The 17,746-nt window shown below is 71.1% G+C and carries 17 protein-coding genes and 1 pseudogene; 7 read left to right on the forward strand and 11 right to left on the reverse strand.

The window, feature by feature from the left end:
- The first annotated feature begins 140 nt into the window (after positions 1–140).
- Both AB0B89_RS00605 and AB0B89_RS00610 read left to right on the forward strand, forming a co-directional pair.
- On the forward strand, positions 141–623 hold the full coding sequence (locus AB0B89_RS00605; protein WP_248963397.1) for a sigma-70 family RNA polymerase sigma factor: 483 nt from the start codon (positions 141–143) through the stop codon (positions 621–623).
- Between the two features lie 8 nt (positions 624–631).
- Positions 632–1,510, forward strand: coding sequence for a zf-HC2 domain-containing protein (locus tag AB0B89_RS00610; protein ID WP_358546000.1), 879 nt, complete (start codon positions 632–634; stop codon positions 1,508–1,510).
- Between the two features lie 132 nt (positions 1,511–1,642).
- Here AB0B89_RS00610 and AB0B89_RS00615 read toward each other — a convergent pair whose 3' ends face one another.
- Together AB0B89_RS00615 and AB0B89_RS00620 are read right to left on the reverse strand one after the other, a co-directional pair.
- Positions 1,643–3,130 carry an NADH-ubiquinone oxidoreductase-F iron-sulfur binding region domain-containing protein gene (locus tag AB0B89_RS00615; protein WP_358546003.1) on the reverse strand — a complete coding sequence of 496 codons (1,488 nt, stop codon included), beginning with the start codon at positions 3,128–3,130 and terminating at the stop codon, positions 1,643–1,645.
- Positions 3,127–3,831 (reverse strand): hypothetical protein, encoded by a 705-nt coding sequence (locus AB0B89_RS00620; RefSeq protein WP_358546005.1) that lies wholly within the window; start codon positions 3,829–3,831, stop codon positions 3,127–3,129. Before AB0B89_RS00620 ends, AB0B89_RS00615 begins: the two co-directional genes overlap by 4 nt.
- Before the next feature lie 330 nt (positions 3,832–4,161).
- On the opposite strand from AB0B89_RS00620, the gene AB0B89_RS00625 reads away from it, so the two are divergent.
- Positions 4,162–4,908 carry a GNAT family N-acetyltransferase gene (locus AB0B89_RS00625; protein ID WP_358546007.1) on the forward strand — a complete coding sequence of 249 codons (747 nt, stop codon included), beginning with the start codon at positions 4,162–4,164 and terminating at the stop codon, positions 4,906–4,908.
- Between the two features lie 9 nt (positions 4,909–4,917).
- On the opposite strand, the gene AB0B89_RS00630 is transcribed toward AB0B89_RS00625, so the two are convergent.
- Both AB0B89_RS00630 and AB0B89_RS00635 read right to left on the reverse strand, forming a co-directional pair.
- Positions 4,918–5,565 carry a response regulator transcription factor gene (locus AB0B89_RS00630; protein ID WP_358546009.1) on the reverse strand — a complete coding sequence of 216 codons (648 nt, stop codon included), beginning with the start codon at positions 5,563–5,565 and terminating at the stop codon, positions 4,918–4,920.
- On the reverse strand, positions 5,556–6,803 hold the full coding sequence (locus AB0B89_RS00635; protein ID WP_358546012.1) for a sensor domain-containing protein: 1,248 nt from the start codon (positions 6,801–6,803) through the stop codon (positions 5,556–5,558). The genes AB0B89_RS00630 and AB0B89_RS00635 overlap by 10 nt, the downstream gene beginning before the upstream one ends.
- Before the next feature lie 210 nt (positions 6,804–7,013).
- Here AB0B89_RS00635 and AB0B89_RS00640 point away from each other — a divergent pair, with 210 nt between their 5' ends.
- On the forward strand, positions 7,014–8,345 hold the full coding sequence (locus tag AB0B89_RS00640) for an acyltransferase (RefSeq protein ID WP_358546015.1): 1,332 nt from the start codon (positions 7,014–7,016) through the stop codon (positions 8,343–8,345).
- Here the strand turns inward: AB0B89_RS00640 and pgeF are convergent.
- From pgeF to glgA, 3 genes are all read right to left on the reverse strand, one after another.
- The gene (gene pgeF, locus AB0B89_RS00645) at positions 8,339–9,031 is read right to left on the reverse strand and encodes a peptidoglycan editing factor PgeF (protein WP_358546047.1); all 693 of its coding nucleotides are present in this window, start codon (positions 9,029–9,031) and stop codon (positions 8,339–8,341) included. The genes AB0B89_RS00640 and pgeF overlap by 7 nt on opposite strands.
- Positions 9,032–9,096: 65 nt before the next feature.
- A complete protein-coding gene (locus AB0B89_RS00650; protein WP_358546017.1) occupies positions 9,097–9,660 on the reverse strand; it encodes a DUF4232 domain-containing protein in 564 nt (187 codons plus the stop codon).
- Positions 9,657–10,865, reverse strand: coding sequence for a glycogen synthase (gene glgA, locus AB0B89_RS00655; RefSeq protein ID WP_358546019.1), 1,209 nt, complete (start codon positions 10,863–10,865; stop codon positions 9,657–9,659). Before glgA ends, AB0B89_RS00650 begins: the two co-directional genes overlap by 4 nt.
- Before the next feature lie 67 nt (positions 10,866–10,932).
- On the opposite strand from glgA, the gene glgC reads away from it, so the two are divergent.
- The 3 genes from glgC (at position 10,933) to AB0B89_RS00670 (ending at position 14,221) form a co-directional block, all read left to right on the forward strand.
- Positions 10,933–12,168 carry a glucose-1-phosphate adenylyltransferase gene (gene glgC, locus AB0B89_RS00660; protein ID WP_358546022.1) on the forward strand — a complete coding sequence of 412 codons (1,236 nt, stop codon included), beginning with the start codon at positions 10,933–10,935 and terminating at the stop codon, positions 12,166–12,168.
- Positions 12,169–12,252: 84 nt separating this feature from the next.
- Positions 12,253–12,567 (forward strand): DUF5709 domain-containing protein, encoded by a 315-nt coding sequence (locus tag AB0B89_RS00665; protein WP_358546023.1) that lies wholly within the window; start codon positions 12,253–12,255, stop codon positions 12,565–12,567.
- An 82-nt stretch (positions 12,568–12,649) separates the two neighbouring features.
- Positions 12,650–14,221 (forward strand): hypothetical protein, encoded by a 1,572-nt coding sequence (locus AB0B89_RS00670; RefSeq protein WP_358546025.1) that lies wholly within the window; start codon positions 12,650–12,652, stop codon positions 14,219–14,221.
- Between the two features lie 20 nt (positions 14,222–14,241).
- Here the strand turns inward: AB0B89_RS00670 and AB0B89_RS00675 are convergent, their stop codons facing one another.
- The 4 genes and pseudogenes from AB0B89_RS00675 to AB0B89_RS00690 all read right to left on the reverse strand — a co-directional run.
- Positions 14,242–15,360 carry a mechanosensitive ion channel domain-containing protein gene (locus AB0B89_RS00675; protein WP_358546027.1) on the reverse strand — a complete coding sequence of 373 codons (1,119 nt, stop codon included), beginning with the start codon at positions 15,358–15,360 and terminating at the stop codon, positions 14,242–14,244.
- 63 nt (positions 15,361–15,423) lie between these two features.
- The gene (locus AB0B89_RS00680; protein WP_358546028.1) at positions 15,424–16,419 is read right to left on the reverse strand and encodes a ribonucleotide-diphosphate reductase subunit beta; all 996 of its coding nucleotides are present in this window, start codon (positions 16,417–16,419) and stop codon (positions 15,424–15,426) included.
- Complete coding sequence (locus AB0B89_RS00685) at positions 16,419–17,648, reverse strand: ribonucleoside-diphosphate reductase subunit alpha (protein ID WP_358546030.1); 1,230 nt, start codon at positions 17,646–17,648, stop codon at positions 16,419–16,421. The genes AB0B89_RS00680 and AB0B89_RS00685 overlap by 1 nt, the downstream gene beginning before the upstream one ends.
- A 5-nt stretch (positions 17,649–17,653) precedes the next feature.
- Positions 17,654–17,746 (reverse strand): annotated as a pseudogene (locus tag AB0B89_RS00690) (carbohydrate ABC transporter permease); the annotation flags it as partial.

A 17,746-nucleotide genomic window follows, 5' to 3' on the forward strand; every position in this document is an offset into this window, starting at 1 on the left:
TGTGGTGAGATTTTCGAATCTTACGGAAGTTGCCGAATTTGCTCACGTGACGGGTGATGCGCTGCCACCATGTGCCTGTGCAGCGTCACCGCAGCGTCCGGTCCCGACCGGAGGAAGCCCACGACGACTCGGAAGAGCAGCTGGTCACAACGCTCTACCGCGAGTTCGGCGGTCCCCTCCTCCGCAATGTGCGCAGATTGACTGGAGGCGACCAGCAATGGGCAGAGGATGTCGTACAGGAGACGGTCTTTCGCGCGTGGCGGAACGCGGGGAAGCTCAACAGGGAGCCCGGCCTCCTGTGGGCGTGGCTCATGACCGTGGCCCGCAGGATCGTCATCGACGCCCACCGGCAGCGATCGGTGCGTCCGCAGGAGGTCGAACCTGACAGGCTTGACAGCGTCGCCATTCCCGACGGGTCTGAGCCGATGCTGTCGGCGATGGTGGTATCGGAGGCCCTGTACAGCCTCTCGGAGGAACACCGGGAAGCGCTCGTGCAGACCTACCTCCACGACCGTACGATCAATGAGGCGGCAGAGGTGCTGGGAGTTCCGCCCGGGACGGTCAAGTCCCGGGTGTACTACGCGCTTCGCGCCCTCCAGAAGACGATGAAGGAGAGGGGGTGACCGGTCTCATGGATTCACCCCCCCACGTCGAGGTGGCCGCGTACATCCTCGGAGTCCTCAACAAGGAGGACTCCGAGGCCTTCGATCTCCACCTGCTCGACTGCGCGAGCTGCCAGGACGAGCTACGGGACATGTACGAGCTGCCCGACGCGCTGGATGTGATCAAGCGCGGCATGAAGGGCACGGTGGACGACGCGGCCCGGGGCACGGTGACCGGCCCGGTGTTCAGCCCGCTGAACGACCCGGGCACGGGCACGGTGAACGGCACCGGGTACAGGACGAACGGAGCCGTGAACGGATCCTCGCCCACCGGCGTGGTGAGGGACCTGTGGTCACCTCATCCGCCGCGCAGGCCCCCCGTCCGGAGCCATCGCCGGGCCGCCTCCCGCGCCGGACGGCCGGACGACGAGCTCGCCGAGGCCCGGGTCCGGCGCCGCAGGGCCATGTGGCTCGGCGTCGCCGCCGCCCTGGTGATCGGGGCGACCGGCACCGCCACGGCGCGGCTGTGGCCGCGCGGGGCTCCCTCGTCCACGGTCGTGGCGGCGCCCAGCGGCTCCGCCAAGGCCGACGTCAGGGAGGGCACCAGCCCCGACACGGGGGTCAGCGGCTCGGTCGGCATGGTGGCCAAGGGCTGGGGCACGGAGGTCGCCTTCCAGCTCGCCGGGGTGCGGGGGCCCGAGCGTTGCAGCCTGGTGGCCGTCTCCCGGTCCGGCGACACCGACGTCGTGTCCGGCTGGCGGATCCCACCCGGGCAGGGGTACGGCGTGGCCGGGCATCCCGACCCGCTGCGCCTGACGGGCGGCACGGCCCTCACCAAGGCCGAGATCGACCATTTCGAGGTACGCAGGGAGGACGGGGTCCGCCTGCTGGCGATCCCCGTCGCCTGACCGGGGAGGAAACAGGGGGGCGCGGGCCAGGCGACGGCGCCTGGCCGCGGGGCATCCGCGTGCCACCGGGAGGGGCCCGGAGGCACGCGACGGGCACGGGGACGATGAGGACACAGCCATCCTTTCTATGTCCTACCGCCTGCTCTCGGTCGGGGCCGGGGTGAGCCGGAGCGCGAGCGCGGGGCACATCTCGATCGCCCTGCGCGCGTCGCCTTCCAGCCGGCCCGGTACGGACGCGGTGCTGACCACGGGGTAGCCGTGCTGGTCGAGCCTGATCAGCTCGGGTATGACCAGGGAGCACAGGCCGTGGCCCTCGCACCGTGCCCAGTCGAGGATCAGCTGCGCCTCGGCGGCGCGGGACGAGGGCTCGGCCGGCAGCGGCAGCACACCGCGCACCGGCATGCCGCAGGTGCCGTACGCCGCGTGCGTCATGATGTCCTCGGCGAAGACGTCGATGGCCGACAGCACGAACCGCGCGGTGCCGTCGGGGTGGCCGCAGGCGCCCCGCCCCCTCATGGTCGCGGCGGCGCGCTGCACCGCCTCGATGTGCCCGGTGCCGTCGGCCAGGGCTCCGAACGCCTGCGCCAGGTCGGGCAGGCCCATGTAGCACGGCCCGCACTGCCCGGCGCTCTGGCCCGCCATGTACCTGGCGACCCGGGCGGTCTCGCCCAGCGGGCAGGAGTCCCATCCGAGCGGCACCACGATGCCGGCGCCGAGCGCTCCGCCCAGGGCCTCGAACCCGGCGCGGGACACCTCCGCCCGCTCTACCGCCTCGGCCGACATCCACTTGCCGTGGTAGCCGCCGAGCAGGACTCCCTGTCCGACGGTGGCGTCGCACAGGTCGAGCACCTCGCGCAGCCGTACCCCGGTGGGCGTCTCCACGACGGCGGGACGGCGCGCCGAGCCGGTGACGCTCAGCAGCACCGTTCCGGGCTCGGAGGCGAGGCCCACCGAGGAGTACATGTCGACGCCCAGCATGGCCATCAGGGCGAGCTGCGCGTAGGTCTCGGCGTTGGACAGCATGGTCGGCATCCCGCCCACGCCGCTGTCGCTGGAGCGGACCTTGCGTCCGGGCGGGATGGGCCGCTCGCCGTTGATGCCGCGGACCAGCGCCCCGCCCTCACCGGAGATGAAGCGGTCGGGCATGCGGACCACCCGGACGGTGTCCGTCATGCCCCGCTCGTGGATGGCGTTGAGCAGCGAGCGCTCGCCGGGACCGCCGTGGGCCACGCCCACGACGATCTCCACGGCGGACAGCGCCCTGGCCACCAGGTCGGCGCCGTCCAGGATCAGGTGCGGGGCCCGGGTGAGCAGCACCTTGTCCTTGTGGGCCGCGGGCTCCCCCTCGGTGGCGTTGACCACCACCGTGATAGGCGCCCCCCGGCGACCGGCCGAGTCGATCACGGCTCTGAGCTTGCGGGCGAACGGGAAGCCCGCGCCGCCGCGACCGCGCAGGTCACCGAGCTCGGCCAGCGCGATCAGGTCGTCGATCGGCAGCCGGGGCATGTGACCGTGTACCCGCCGGTGGGTGTCGTAGTCGAGCCTCGGCGAGCTGTCGAGGCCGGCGGTCAGGCGACCTGGCCCGATCCGGAACACATCCTGGACTCCGTACGTGGTCATCGCCGCACCTCCTTTCTCAACGTCACCCAGAACTCCTCGTCGAAGACGTCGTCCACGCGGATCTGCTCCGCCTTGCGGCCGATGTTCGCGGGGCGGGCGGCGACGGGGCCGTCCTTGGGACCGACGGTCACGACCAGCCGTACGAGCACGGCGAGCGCGACCGCGGCGAGGGAGCCGACGTAGCACATGGTCACCCAGTCGGCGGCGGGCCGTCCCGCCGTGAGCCCGTGCACGATGGAGACGGGCCAGGAGACGTAGGCCGTGACGTGCAGCGCCCGCCACAGCCAGGGCCATTTGATGCCCACGAACCGCCCGCGGAAGGCGCCCGTGGCCGCCACCAGGATCATCAGGTCGGAGGCGATGGTGCCGAGCCCGACCGCGAAGCCGGATCCGCCGAACGGCAGGAACGCGTCGGCGGGGTTCACGCGCCCTCTCATTATCTGCAGGACCACGTGGGTGATCAGGGAGCCGACCGCCACGACGGCGAAACCCCTGTGCAGGCCCTGCATGAACACACGGTGCCGTACCGCGAGGATCAAGCGATCGGTGGCGGCCAGTCCGACCACCACCGTCCCGGTCAGTCCAAGGAGAGTGAACACCCCCGCATAGAAGATGAGGAACTGCTGCACTGCGACGAGGACCGATGCTCCGAGGAGAGCGGTCCCCGCCAGAAGCGACGTGGACGTGAACAGTCCGACCACGATTGGGGCCCGTGATCGAGACCGTTGGGGAGCTCGTCGATGTCGCGTTTGATTCATCCCGTCCTCCGCCAGATAACGCAGTTCCGGCATAAACCGGACAACGTGCTGCTGGGTGCCTACCGGGATCTATCGGGACATTTGCGCGCGCGATCACACTAGCGCCTCGGCAGCCCCGCTGGTACCAGAACGTTACAGAAATTCGGCGCGCTTGAATTTTGCACGATCCGGGGTAAATACTGCTGGACAAATCAGACAAGCAATGCTAGACGACCGCTTATCGCCCGAAAACAAGTGGCCTGACCTCGGCGATCCGCTCTAACGTTTGACGACGTGGAGACTCTCAGCCGCCGCACGATCACCGATTCCGCGGGCCATCCGGTACTCAGCTATGTCGAAGGCACCCGCGCCGGGCGTCCGTACGCCGACCTCGCGGAGGTGCTCGGGCCGGGAGCGGTGGAGGTCATCCTCCGCGAGATGGCGGGCTGGGTCGTCTCCGGCGACGAGGACCTCGGACGGCGCCTGATGGCCGCCGGCGGGCGGCGCCTCCGCCACGCCCACGTCTACTCCCGCGACCTGCGCGCCGACCCCGCCCCGCCGGAATGGGCGGAGACCGGCTACGGCGTGGTCGCCTGTGACGCCGTCCCGGCCGAGGAGGTCTTCCCGGCCTGGCGGAGCGCCTACCCGCCGGAGCATCCGGACCACAACGCGGGCGACGACACCACCGTGCTGGAGCGCGATCTCGCCCCGATGCTCGCCGGTCGGTCGTACGGCCGGCTGCTCCCCTGCGGCGGCCTGCTCCTGAGGGAGGGCCAGGTGGCGGCGGGCGTCGTCGTCGGCGAGCTCGACGGGAGTCCGCCCTTCGGCGGCCCGTGGGTCCTGGACGTCTTCCGCGCCCCCGACCCGCGGTTCGCCGGGCTCGGCGCCGTCATGCTCCGCCGCGCCCTGGCTCTGGCCACCCTGCACGGCCTGCCCATGCTCGGCCTCGCCGTGAGCGACGGCAACCCCGCGCGGCGCGTGTACGAACGCCTCGGGTTCCGTCACACGTTCTCGTCGATCACCGTGATCGTCCCGGGCTGACCCCGGTGGTCAGGAGCGCAGGTAGGCGAGGACGGCGAGCACCCTGCGGTGCTGGTCGCCGTCGTCGGCGTACAGGCCGAGCTTGTTGAAGATGCTCCTGACGTGCTTCTCCACCGCCCCGTCGGTGATGACGAGCTGGCGGCCGACGGCGGGGTTGGACTTACCCTCGGCCATCAGCCCGAGCACCTCGCGCTCCCTCGGGGTCAGGGAGCCGAGGGGATCGTCTCTGCGACGCCTGACCATCAGCTGGGCCACCACCTGCGGGTCGAAGACGGTGCCTCCGGAGGCCACCCGGCGAAGCCCGTCGAGGAACTCCTCCACGTCGGCGACCCGGTCCTTCAGCAGGTAGCCGACCGCCCCCCGGGCGTCGGCGAGCAGGTCGTCGGCGTAGGAGACCTCGACGTACTGCGAGAGGATCATCACCGGGGAGCCCGGGACCCGGCGCCTGGCCTCGACGGCGGCGCGCAGGCCCTCGTCGGTGAAGCTGGGCGGCATGCGGACGTCCACCACGGAGATGTCGGGACGGTGGGCGGCGACGGACTTCACCAGAGCGTCGCCGTCTCCCACCGCGGCCACCACCTCGCAGCCGAACTCCTCCAGCAGCCTCACCAGGCCTGATCGGATGAGAACGGCGTCATCGGCCACGACTACGCGCACGGAACCTCCGCAATGATCAATGTCGGGCCGCCCGCCGGGGACCGCACGATCAGCTCGCCGTCGACGGCACGCAGCCGATCGGCCAGACCGGCAAGACCGTGGCCCTTGGCGACGTGTGCGCCGCCGACCCCATCATCGCCGATCGCGAGCAGCAGCGTGTCACCCACGCGGCTGAGCGCGAGCGTGCACAGCTCGGCCCTGCTGTGCTTGCCGATGTTGGTCAGCGTCTCGGCCGCCACGTAGTAGAGGGAGTTCTCGACGACGGCGGTGTACCTCTCGACGGTCTGCACGTCGAGCTCGACCGGGATGATGCAGCGACCGGCGAGCGCGGCGAGCGCTGGGGCGAGCCCCCGGTCGCTCAGGATCGGCGGGGCGATGCCCCGCGACAGCGCCCGCAGCTCGTCGAGCGTCTCGCGGGTGGCCGTGATCGCCTCCGACAGCGTCGCGTGAGCGCCCTCCGGGTCCTTCTGGAGCTGGCGCTGGGCACGGGAGAGCTCCATCGCGAGGTACACCAGGCGCTGCTGCGGCCCGTCGTGGATGTCCCGCTCCAGCCGGCGCAGGGCGCTGGCCTCGGCGGACACCGCGGCGGCTCGTCCTTCGGTGAGGTCGTCGATGCGCTCGTGCAGCTCGGCCACCCCGGTGAGCAGGGCCCTGCCGAGCCCCGCCTGGAGCAGGGCCCCGCCCCTGACGATCCCCGGAAGGGTGATCGCGAAGACCGCCCCGATGACCAGGTAGAACGCACTGTCGGTGAGGTAGCCCCTGCCGAACCCGAGCAGCTCGGGGAGCTGGGTGTTGCCGGGGATGTTGGAGATGATCCAGCCGTACAAGGGGTACAGCAGGCCCGCCACGGTCACCGCCCACCAGGTCACGGTCACCACGAACGTCACGATCGCGATCGGGAAGACCACCACGCCGTGCAGCAGGTCGAGCCAGGACTGGCCGTTGGCCAGCGGCTGGATCAGCCTGCGTGCCCACCCGGCCGTCTCCGGGGGCTTCTTGTACCGGGGGCGGGCCACCGGGCGGCCGAGGATCTCGGGGAGCCAGCGCCGCTCCACGTCGGCGAAACCGCGTGCGATCAACATGGTCACGGACAGGATGGGGAGCCCGATCCAGACCACGACGGTGCCGAGCCCCGCGGAGAACCCGGCGACCAGCAGGCTGAAGCTCAGGATGGCGAGGGGTAACCCGAGCAGGGTGTAACGGGTGTCGGCGCCAAGGTGCTTGAGGAGGGATCTCATGGCGACCAAGCTACGAGCCGCGACGGGGCCCGTTCGACCCCGTGCGCCGGTCTCACCGGGGTAGGGCCAGCCCTACCGGAAACGGTCATGTGATCTCCCCTGAAGACACCCGTATGCGTCACTGCGCCGGCATGTCCTCCGGCGGGAGCCTCGGGTCATCGGATTTCCCCTGATTTCCCGTGGCTCCCCCCTGACGATACGAGGTGCGCCGTGCCTGCACTGCTCGACAGACCCCCGATCGCGCCTCCCCAGGCCGAGGTGACCGGCGGAGGCGTCACCCGCCCCGCCTCCGCCCCCGCGCGCCACGGGCGGCCCGGACGCGACGTTTTCATCGACCTGCTCCGGCTTTTCGGCATCGCCGTCGTGGTGCTGGAGCACTGGAGCATCCCGGTCCTGTCCTACGCTGAGGGCCGAATCACCACGGGCAACGCGTTCACCGCGCCCGGAGCGTTCGCCATCACCTGGATCAGCCAGGTGATGCCCCTGGTCTTCTTCGCGGGCGGGGCCGCCAACGCGATCAGCCACCGGTCGCACCTGGAACGCGGGGGCGGCGAGCCGCTCTGGCTCGCGGGCCGCGTCCGCCGCCTGGCCTGGCCGGTGCTCCCGCTGGCGGTGGTGTGGATCCCCCTCCCCCACGTGCTGCTCGCCCTCGGCCTGCCCGGACAGCCGGTGGAGACGGCCGCCCGCCTGGCCGGGCAGCTGCTGTGGTTCCTCGCCATCTACCTCCTCGCGGTGGTCCTCACCCCGGTCCTGCTCCGGCTCGGTGAGCGGTACGGATGGCGCGTCCCCGCCGCGCTGGCCGCGGGGGCGGTCGTGGTGGACGTGGTGAGGTTCACCGGGCCGGAGGCGGCCGGGTTCCTCAACGTCGGGCTCGTCTGGCTGGCGGTACACCAGCTCGGATTCCTCTACGCGAGCGGCCGGCTGGGCGGGTATCGGCTGATGGCGGCCGGCGGTTTCGCCACCGCCGTCGTCCTTGTGGCCTTCGGGCCGTATCCGGGCAGCATGATCGGGATGCCGGGCGCCGCGATGTCCAACATGGCCCCGCCAACCGTCGCGCTGCTGGCCGTGGCCTGCGGGCAGATCGGGCTGGCGATGATCCTGCGCCCCGCCATCCTGCGGCTGGCCGCCAGGCCCGCCGTCAAGCGGGTCGTGACCTGGGCCGGGCCGCGCATGATGACCGTCTACCTGTGGCACATGAGCGCGCTGTTCGTGGTCGCGGGCGTGGCGGTCGTGGGGCTGGGCATCGCGACCCCCTCTCCCGGCGGCGGCGCCTGGCTGGCCGGATGGCCGATCTGGCTCGCCGCCCTGGTGCTCGTCGTACGGCCGCTGATCAGGCTGTTCGCCCGCTTCGAGGAGCCGCCCGCCACGTCGTACGGGACCCCGGGGTGGGTGAGGGCCGTCTCTTCGGCGGGGCTGGCGGGAGCGGGGCTGCTCACGCTGACGGTCACCGGCTTCGCCCCGGGAGCGGCGCCGATGCTGGGAAGCGCCGCGATCGTCACCGGCCTCGCCCTGGTCACCCCGATCGGGCGCCCGGCTCAGTGATCGGCGGAAAGCCAGACGTAGCCCGCGAACCGGCCGGTCAGCCGCTCCCTGCGATGGGAGTAGAGGCCGGCCGTCTCGATGGTGCAGCGGTCGTCGTGCCGTACGTCGGTCACCCCGGCCCTCGCGAGCTGGGCGGCGATGCCCGCCCGCAGGTCGAGCGCCGGAGTGCCCGCGCGGCTGACCGACCACGCCTCCGGCAGCACCTCGGCCACCTCCCGGCGCAGCTCCTCGGGCACCTCGTAGCACGCGCCGCACGCCAGCGGCCCGACCAGCGCGACCAGGTCGGCGGCCCCGTGCGAGCGCATCGCCTCCACCAGCGCGGTCACCACGCCGGCCGCCGTACCGGCCCGGCCCGAGTGCGCCCCGCCGACCAGGCCCGCGACGGGGTCGGCGAGCAGGACGGGCGCGCAGTCGGCCGCGAGCACGGCGAGCCCGAGGCCCGGCCGGTCGGTGAAGACGCCGTCCAGCGAGGGCGGGTCGGCTCCGAAGGGCCCGGCCGCGTAGCTCACGTCGCGGCCGTGGACCTGCCGCATGAACACGACCTCGCCGGGGTCGAGCCCGAGCTCCTTCGCGGTGCGCGCGCGGTTCTCCGTGACGGCCGCGGGATCGTCGCCGACCGACCCGCCGAGGTTGCGCGTGCCGTACGGCCCGGCGCTCACCCCTCCGTGACGGTCGGTGAACGCCATCCTGACCCGGTCGATCGCAAGCACGCCGCCAGTTTACCCAGCGCGGGCTCCATGATCACCGCTGGCTACAGGTGGGTGCCGGCGGCCATCGGGGAGACGTCGAGGCGTCCGTCGTCGCAGGGGGCGGCCTTGAAGGGGATCTCCAGGTGCGCGTCGACCTCGTCGGGCGGCAGGATGATCAGCCGTGCGGACTCCGGGCACCGGGTCTCGCGCCCGGTCGGCACCACGGTCCAGTGCGTCTTGGCGTAGGCCCCGGCTCCCGGCCGGAGGGTGATCCGGCGCGGCTGGGTCCCGTCCCTGCGTGTCCTGGTGCGCAGCACGTCGCCCCTGCCGTCGATCATGATCAGGCCGACGTAGCCGTACACCCAGCAGGTCCTGGCGGATTTGTTGGTGAGCACCAGAGGGGCGTACCGCTGCCCGGCGCCGGGCGAGACGGCGCCGACGCGCGCCGCGAGCGAACCCGTGTGGCACCGCCCGGCCGCGGCCGCGACCGTGGAGGACCCCGCGGAGGAACCGGCCGTGGCCGTAGAGGACCCCGCGGAGGAACCGGCCGCGGCCGACACGGTCACCACACCCGCCACCACGGCCGACACGAAGGCGAGACGTCTGGCGTTGTTGGATGGCTTCATACCGTGTTAGACGCACCTTGCGCGGCATTTGTTCTGAGGCTGTCGTAGAGCGCCTGGGTGCGGGCGGCGATGGCGGGCCAGGAGAAGTGCTCGACGGCACGCCGGCGCCCCGCCTTGCCCATCGAGGCGGCCAGTTCGGGGTCGGACAGCACGGCGTTGACCCGCTGGGCGATGGCGTCCGCGAACTCCTCCGGATCGTGCGGCTCGCCGTCGGTCCCCTGGTCGATGGGGACGAGCAGGCCGGTCGAGCCGTCGGCGACGACCTCGGGGATCCCGCCGGTGGCGGTGGCCACGACGGCGGTCTCGCAGGCCATGGCCTCCAGGTTCACGATGCCCATCGGCTCGTACACCGACGGGCACACGAAGACGGTGGCGTGGGTGAGGATCTGGATGACCTCGGTCCTCGGCAGCATCTCGGAGATCCACACCACCCCGGCCCTGCTCCCGCGCAGCTCCTCGACCAGCCCGGCGACCTCGGCGGCGATCTCCGGGGTGTCGGGCGCGCCCGCGCACAGCACGAGCTGGGCGTCCGGGGCGAAGGACCGCGCCGCGCGGAGCAGGTGGACCAAGCCCTTCTGCCGGGTGATGCGCCCGACGAAGACCACGTACGGCCTGGCGGGGTCGATGCCGTGCGCGAGCAGGACGCCGGTTTCCCGGTCAGGCGCGTACTCGCCCGTGTCGATGCCGTTGTGGATCACGGTCACGCGGTCGGGCGCGATCTCCGGGTAGCAGGTGAGCACGTCGCGCCGCATGCCCTCGGACACCGCGATCACCGCGTCCGCGCCGAGGAGGGCGGTGCGCTCGGCCCAGGAGGACAGGGTGTAGCCGCCGCCGAGCTGCTCGGCCTTCCACGGGCGCAGGGGCTCAAGGCTGTGGGTCGTGACCACGTGCGGCGTGCCGTACAGCATCTTGGCGACGTGACCCGCGAAGTTGGCGTACCAGGTGTGACTGTGGACCACATCGGCCCCCTCGCACGCCGACGCCATCTCCAGGTCGACGCCGAGCACCTGGAGCGCCGGGTTCGCGGTCTCCAGGCCGCCGGGGACGCGGTAGGCGTCCACGCCGCCCTCGTCGCGCCGGGCCCCGAAGCACCGGACCCGCACGTCGGCCAGGCTCCGCAACTCCCTGGCGAGATACTCGACATGGACCCCGGCTCCGCCGTACACCTCGGGCGGGTACTCACGGCTCAGTAGATCAACACGCATGGATAAACCTTAGCGTTTGGCGGTGTTTCGGCAGGTTTAGCAGGGTAAAGCCGGGTAACGTCCTCTCATGACGACGCCCAGAATCCTCGCTATCGTGCTGGCCGGTGGCGAGGGGAAGCGGCTGATGCCGCTCACAGCCGACCGTGCCAAGCCGGCGGTGCCCTTCGGAGGAATCTACCGCCTGGTCGACTTCGTCCTGTCGAACCTGACCAACGGCGGCTACCTCAAGATCGTCGTCCTGACCCAGTACAAGAGCCACAGCCTCGACAGGCACGTCACGCGCACCTGGCGGATGTCGACCATGCTGGGCAACTACGTCACACCGGTGCCGGCGCAGCAGCGGCTCGGCCCGCGCTGGTTCGCCGGGTCGGCCGACGCGCTCTTCCAGAACCTCAACCTCATCTACGACGAGCTGCCCGAGCACTGCATCGTCTTCGGCGCCGACCACATCTACCGCATGGACCCCCAGCAGATGGTCCAGCAGCACATCGAGTCCGGCGCCGACGTCACCGTCGCGGCGATCCGCCAGCCCCTGTCGCTGGCCGACCAGTTCGGCGTGATCGAGACCGACCCGGCCGGGCACAGGATCGTGGCGTTCCGCGAGAAGCCCACCGACGCCATCGGCCTGCCGGACGCCCCCGACCAGGTCTACGCCTCGATGGGCAACTACGTCTTCAGGACCCAGGCGATGATCGACGCGCTGAGGGAGGACGCGCTCGACCCCAGCAGCAAGCACGACCTGGGCGGCAACATCATCCCGATGTTCGTGAAGTCGGGCGGCGCGCAGGTGTACGACTTCGCCCACAACGTCGTGCCCGGCTCCACCGAGCGCGACAAGGGCTACTGGCGCGACGTCGGCACCCTCGACGCGTACTACGACGCGCACATGGACCTGGTCTCGGTACACCCGGTGTTCAACCTCTACAACGACCGCTGGCCGATCTACACCGGCCACGACCCGCTGCCGCCCGCCAAGTTCGTGCACAACGACGGCGACCGCGTGGGGCACGCCGTCGACTCGCTCGTCTCGCCCGGCGTGATCGTCTCGGGGGGCGTGGCCTCGCGGTCCATCCTGTCTCCCGGGGTCGTGCTGCACTCCCACTCCCAGGTCGAGGACTCGGTCCTCATGGGGTCCGTCAAGGTCGGCAGGGGCGCCATCGTCCGGCGGGCGATCATCGACAAGAACGTGGTCATCCCGGACGGCGCCCGGATCGGGCTCGACCTCGAACACGACCGCTCCCGGTTCGCCGTGACGAGGGAGGGCGTGGTCGTGATCGGCAAGAACGAGGTCGTCGAGAGGTGACCCCCCGAGCCCTTGAGGATCTGGCGAGCGATTTCACGGCCGCCGGAGGGCAAGATATTGCCAGATAGGGGTATGGCATCAGGTATGACCGAAACCACGCGCGGACCCGATGACATGGGCGATGACGCGCAGTTGACCGAGATAGAGGAATGGACGGACAACCTGCCCATCGGCCATGAGATCGCCGAGGACGATCCCGACGATCGGAACGGCATCTCACGGCGGGTGTGGCAGGAGGCGCCCGAACGCGGTCGCGTGCCCCGCGAGGAACACCGGCTCGTCGCCCCGGACGAGGGCGCCCACGCGGACGTCGACTCCGAGGAGTACGCCCAGGAGGTCGGACCGGACGACGGCGACCTTTCCGCCGAAGAGCGGGCGATGCACATCGAGCCCGACTAGCACGCGAGCACCCTCCGGGGTTTCTGCCCGCTTGATCAGGCTTGCCCGGCCGAAGCGCTCTATCTCGCGCTAAGGTCCCGATGTGCGGAGATCACGGCCATTCTGGCGGCTGACGCCGGCGGAACGTCAGGTGTGGGACGCCTATCCCTCGGGCGCGTGGGTCGACCTGCGCACCGGTGACGCCGGGCGCGACGACCCCGCGCAGGGTGCGCGGTGGGGGCGAGAGCGGACCGTCCGCGCTGGCCTCATCACCGCGCTCATGCTCGGAGCGCATCCCGCGGGGCCAGGTCAGGTGGCGGGGCTGCGCCTCGCCGGGGCCCGCGTCGTCGGCGAGCTCGACCTCTCGGACGCGACGATCACCACGAAGCTCCACCTGCTGAACTGCCACCTGTCGGGCATCGTCTCCCTCACCGACGCGACCGCCAAGGGCCTGCGCTTCCGCGGCTGCGACATCCGCCGCATCCGAGGGGCCCGCTGCACGGTCGACGGGCTGTTCGAGCTGGACGCGTGCACGATCCGCGCGGGAGTACGGCTCGACAACGCCCACATCGCCGGCCAGTTCCGCCTCAGCCGTACCCACCTGTTCGCGCCGGACCAGCCCGCCTCCGTCGCCTCCGAGAGCTTCAAGGAGGACAGGAGCCGGACAGTGACCGAGGCTGAGAAGCGCGATCGGGGCTGGGACCAGGACCACTGGGCGCTGTGGGCCGGGGGCCTGACCGTGGACGGCGGCGCCTTCTTCCGCGACCTGCGGGCCACCGGCGGCCTCAGGCTGATCGGTGCCCGCTTCAACAGCGGCCTCTACCTCCAGCGCGCGGTGATCAAGGGCACCGGCCCCCTCGCCGTGTACGCCGACCACATGCACGCGTCCAGCGCGGAGTTCAGCGCCGGCTTCACCGCCGAGGGCACCGTACGGCTGCGCGGGGCGCGGGTGACCGGAGTGCTCTCCTTCGACCGGGCCGTGGTGAGCGCCCCGGTCCGCTGCCTGCACCTCAGCCACATGCAGGTCGACGAGCTCATCCTGCGCCCGGAGTCGGTACAGGGCGAGATCAACCTCGGCTACTCGCGGATCGGCGTCCTGCTCGACCACCCCGACGCCTACCCCGGGCACGTCCGCCTCAACGGGCTCACCTTCGAGTCGCTGCGGGGCGGCACCTCGCTCGCGGACCGCCTGGCCTGGGTGGCCCGTGACCCGCAGGGCTACCGGCCGCAGCCCTACGAGCAGCTCGCCGCGTGGTACCGCAGGATCGGCCACGACCAGGACGCGCGCGGGGTCCTGCTCGCCAAGCAGCGGGCCCGGCGCTCCACGATGCGCTTCCCGGGACGGCTCGCGGGCTACCTGCTCGACCTGGTCGTCGGGTACGGGCACCGCCCCTGGCTGGCCGGGGTGTGGTTCGGCCTCCTGCTCACCGTCGGGACGGCCGTCTTCGCCACCCATCCCCCCGCCCAGGTGGGGCTGGACGAGCGGCGGATCTTCCACCCCTTCCCCTACACGCTCGACCTGCTGGTCCCGGTGAGCGTCTTCGAGCAGCGGGGCGCCTGGGAACCCGTGGGATGGACGCAGTGGCTGGCGAACATCCTCATCGCGTCGGGCTGGATCCTCGCCACGGCGCTGATCGCGGGCGGCACCCGCGTGCTCAGGCCGTCGAACAACTGAGCGGCCGACCGGCGCCCACCTCAGACCCCAGGGCCCGCCGCGCGTCCGGTGAGGTTCTCCAGGCGGGGACCGGCGGTCTTCTCCGCGCGGGAGCGGGCGGGCCGTTCGCCCGGGAGGTCCTCCACGCGCAGACGCGGCAGCGCCTCGGGGTGGTTCTCCCGGATGTAGGCGATCAGGTGCTCGCGCATGTCGCACTTCAGATCCCACACGCTCGGCGCGTCGGAGGCGCTCATCAGCGCCCGCAGCTCCACCACGCCGTTGGGCTGGATGCCGGTCACCTGGAGGGTCCAGTCCTTCTGGTCCCACAGCGGATGCTCGCGCAGCCGCCGGTACAGCTCCGCCCTGATCTCCTCGACGGGCACCGACCAGTCGACGTACAGCATCACGTGCCCGACGACGCGGCTCTCGTAGCGGGTCCAGTTCTCGAAGGGGGTGGTGGTGAAGTGCGAGACCGGCAGGATGAGCCGGCGCTCGTCCCAGAGCCGCACGACGACGTAGGTCAGCGTCAGCTCCTCGATCCGGCCCCACTCGCCGCCGACCACCACGGCGTCGTCCAGCCGGATGGCGTCGCTGAAGGCGAGCTGCAACCCGGCGATGAGGTTGCTCAGCGTGGACTGCGCGGCGATGCCCGCCACCACGCCGGCGATCCCGGCCGAGGCCAGCAGCCCGGCGCCGAGAGCCCGCACGGACGGGAAGCTGAACAGCATCGCCCCCGCGGCCACCACGATCATGACGGCGGCGGCCACCCGCCGTACGAGGGTGATCTGCGTGCGGATGCGGCGCGCCCTGCGGTTGCCGTCGCCCTCGATCGTCCCGAGCCGCGCCAGCACCACGTCCGTCACCGCGTACGCGGCCTGGATGACCAGCCAGGCCACGGTCGCGATCAGCAGCACGGTGACGCCCTGCTCCACCGCGTAGGAGGCGTCCTCGCCGGTCATGCCCGGCGCGAATCCGGTGTTGAACGCGACCAGGCCCGCCGTGGCGAACCCCGGCCACGTGCACCGCTCGACGATCGGGCCCGCCAGCGAGAAGCGGCCGTTGACGCGACGGGATCTGAGCAGCCGCCTGAGCAGCTCCACCGCCACGATGGCCGCCACCACGACGAGCACAAGGACAACCCAATTGACTGCTGATGACACGGACGGCGCCTCCTTCGTCGTCTTTCCTACCGTGTGCCATCGGTTGGGGGAAATCAGATTGGCTCAGAACACCTCGTCGAAGCTCACCGTGCCCTCCACCGCCACCTGGTAGGCGGACACCCTGCGCTCGAAGAAGTTCGCCAGCTCCTGCACGTCCTGGAGCTCCATGAAGGCGAACGGGTTGGCCGTGCCGTACCGGATGGGCAGCCCGAGCCGCACCAGGCGCCGGTCGGCGACGTACTGGAGGTACTCGCGCATCTGGTCCGCGCTCATGCCGGCGAGGCCCTCGCCGCACAGGTCACGGGCGAACGCCAGCTCGGCGGCGACCGCCTCCTCGATCATCCGGGTCACCTGGGCGCCCAGCTCGTCGTCGAAGAGATCCGGCTCCTCCGCCCGCACGGTGTCCACCACCGAGAAGGCGAACTCCATGTGCATGGACTCGTCGCGGAACACCCAGTTCGTCCCGGTCGCCAGCCCGCCCAGCAGGCCGCGCGAGCGCAGCCAGTACACGTAGGCGAAGGCGCCGTAGAAGAACAGGCCCTCGATGCAGGCGGCGAAGCAGATCAGGTTGAGCAGGAAGGCCCCGCGGTCCTGCCGGGTCGCGAGGCGGCTGAGCCCGTTGATCGAGTCGATCCACCGGAAGCAGAACTCCGCCTTGTCCCTGATCGACGGGATGTGCTCGATCGCCGCGAACGCCTTGGCCCGCTCGTCGTGGTCGGGGAGGTAGGTGTCCAGCAGCGTGAGGTAGAACTGCACGTGCACGGCCTCCTCGAAGAGCTGCCGTGAGAGGTACAGCCGCGCCTCGGGGGCGTTGACGTGCTGGTACAGGTTCAGCACCAGGTTGTTGGCCACGATCGAGTCGCCGGTCGCGAAGAACGCCACCAGGCGGTTGATCAGGTGCCGCTCCCCCGGGCTCATCTTCGCGAGGTCGGCGAGGTCGGACTGGAGGTCCACCTCCTCGACCGTCCAGGTGTTGCGGATCGCGGCCCTGTACCGCTCGTAGAACTCGGGGTACCGCATCGGCCGCAGCGTCAGGTCCATTCCGGGGTCGAGCAGCATCACTGGCAGGCCTCACAGATCTCGGGGTTTTCGAGGGAACACGCGACGGCCGCGAGGTCGGGCACGACCTCGAACGTCTGGACGGAGTCCGCGCCGCGCGCGGACGGCGACGGGGACGCCGACGGGGAGCCTGCCGTGGACTCGGCGGCCACGGTGGTCTGCGCTATGCGCGTCGCCGGACGCGAGCGCAGGTAGTACGTGGTCTTCAGCCCGGACCGCCACGCATAGGCGTACATCGACGACAGCTTGCCGATGGTCGGGGTGGCCATGAAGAGGTTGAGGGACTGCGACTGGTCGATGTACGGCTGCCGCGCGGCGGCCAGGTCGATCAGCGCCTTCTGCGGCAGCTCCCAGGCGGTGCGGTACAGGGCCTTGAGGTCCTCGGGAACCGAGGCGATCTCGCCCACGGACCCGTCGGCGCGCTTGACCGCGTCCCTGACCTGCGGCGTCCACAGCCCGCGCTCCTGCAGATCGCGGACCAGGTAGCGGTTGACCTGCAGGAACTCACCCGAGAGCGTCTCGCGCTTGAAGACGTTGGACACCTGCGGCTCGACGCACTCGTAGCATCCGGCGATCGAGGCGATGGTCGCCGTGGGGGCGACGGCCAGGAGCAGCGAGTTGCGCAGCCCGGTGACCGCGACGCGCTCGCGCAGCTCCGCCCACTCGGCGGGGTGTACCGGGTTCGCCGCCGGGAAGTGGTCGAGGTGCAGGACTCCCCCGGCCGCGCGCGTGTCGGCGTACGACGGATGCGCCCCGTGCGCCTCGGCGAGGCTCGCGGACGCCCAGTAGGCGGCGAGCGCCATCTCCTCGGCGATCCGCGTGGACAGCGCGAGCGCCTCCGGCGAGTCGAAGGGAAGCCGCAGCGAGAAGAAGACGTCGGCGAGGCCCATCACGCCGAGGCCGATCGGCCGCCAGCGCAGGTTGGCGGCCTCCGCCTCGGGTGTGGGGTAGAAGCCCCGGTCGATGGACCGGTCGAGGAAGCGGACGGCCGTCGCCACCGTGGAGCGCAGCCGGGCCCAGTCGACCCCGCCGTCCACCAGGTGCGCGGCGAGGTTGACCGAGCCGAGGTTGCACACGGCCGTCTCGGCGTCGCTGGTCACCTCAAGGATCTCGGTGCACAGGTTGGACAGGTGGATGACGTTCCCGGGCCTGGCCGTCTGGTTGGAGGCCCGGTTGGCGGCGTCCTTGAACGTCATCCAGCCGTTGCCCGTCTGCGCGAGGGTGCGCATCATGCCAGCGCGAAGACGAACTCGTTCCACGCGGTGATGAACGAGAAGATGCTCGTCGCCACCAGTCCTGGCGCCACCAGGGGGAACAGTACCTTCCA

Source organism: Sphaerisporangium sp. NPDC049002 (genome assembly GCF_040649355.1).
Classification (GTDB): Bacteria; Actinomycetota; Actinomycetes; order Streptosporangiales; family Streptosporangiaceae; genus Sphaerisporangium.

What these genes read in the sequence shown, in the direction of transcription:
- AB0B89_RS00615 (WP_358546003.1), bottom strand. Translation starts at nt 3,130, where the DNA reads ATGACCACGTACGGAGTCCAGGATGTGTTCCGGATCGGGCCAGGTCGC.
- pgeF (WP_358546047.1), bottom strand. Translation starts at nt 9,031, where the DNA reads ATGGCGTTCACCGACCGTCACGGAGGGGTGAGCGCCGGGCCGTACGGC.
- AB0B89_RS00650 (WP_358546017.1), bottom strand. Translation starts at nt 9,660, where the DNA reads ATGAAGCCATCCAACAACGCCAGACGTCTCGCCTTCGTGTCGGCCGTG.
- glgC (WP_358546022.1), top strand. Translation starts at nt 10,933, where the DNA reads ATGACGACGCCCAGAATCCTCGCTATCGTGCTGGCCGGTGGCGAGGGG.
- AB0B89_RS00610 (WP_358546000.1), top strand. Translation starts at nt 632, where the DNA reads ATGGATTCACCCCCCCACGTCGAGGTGGCCGCGTACATCCTCGGAGTC.
- AB0B89_RS00685 (WP_358546030.1), bottom strand. Translation starts at nt 17,648, where the DNA reads ATGCGCACCCTCGCGCAGACGGGCAACGGCTGGATGACGTTCAAGGAC.
- AB0B89_RS00665 (WP_358546023.1), top strand. Translation starts at nt 12,253, where the DNA reads ATGACCGAAACCACGCGCGGACCCGATGACATGGGCGATGACGCGCAG.
- AB0B89_RS00680 (WP_358546028.1), bottom strand. Translation starts at nt 16,419, where the DNA reads ATGCTGCTCGACCCCGGAATGGACCTGACGCTGCGGCCGATGCGGTAC.
- AB0B89_RS00635 (WP_358546012.1), bottom strand. Translation starts at nt 6,803, where the DNA reads ATGAGATCCCTCCTCAAGCACCTTGGCGCCGACACCCGTTACACCCTG.
- glgA (WP_358546019.1), bottom strand. Translation starts at nt 10,865, where the DNA reads ATGCGTGTTGATCTACTGAGCCGTGAGTACCCGCCCGAGGTGTACGGC.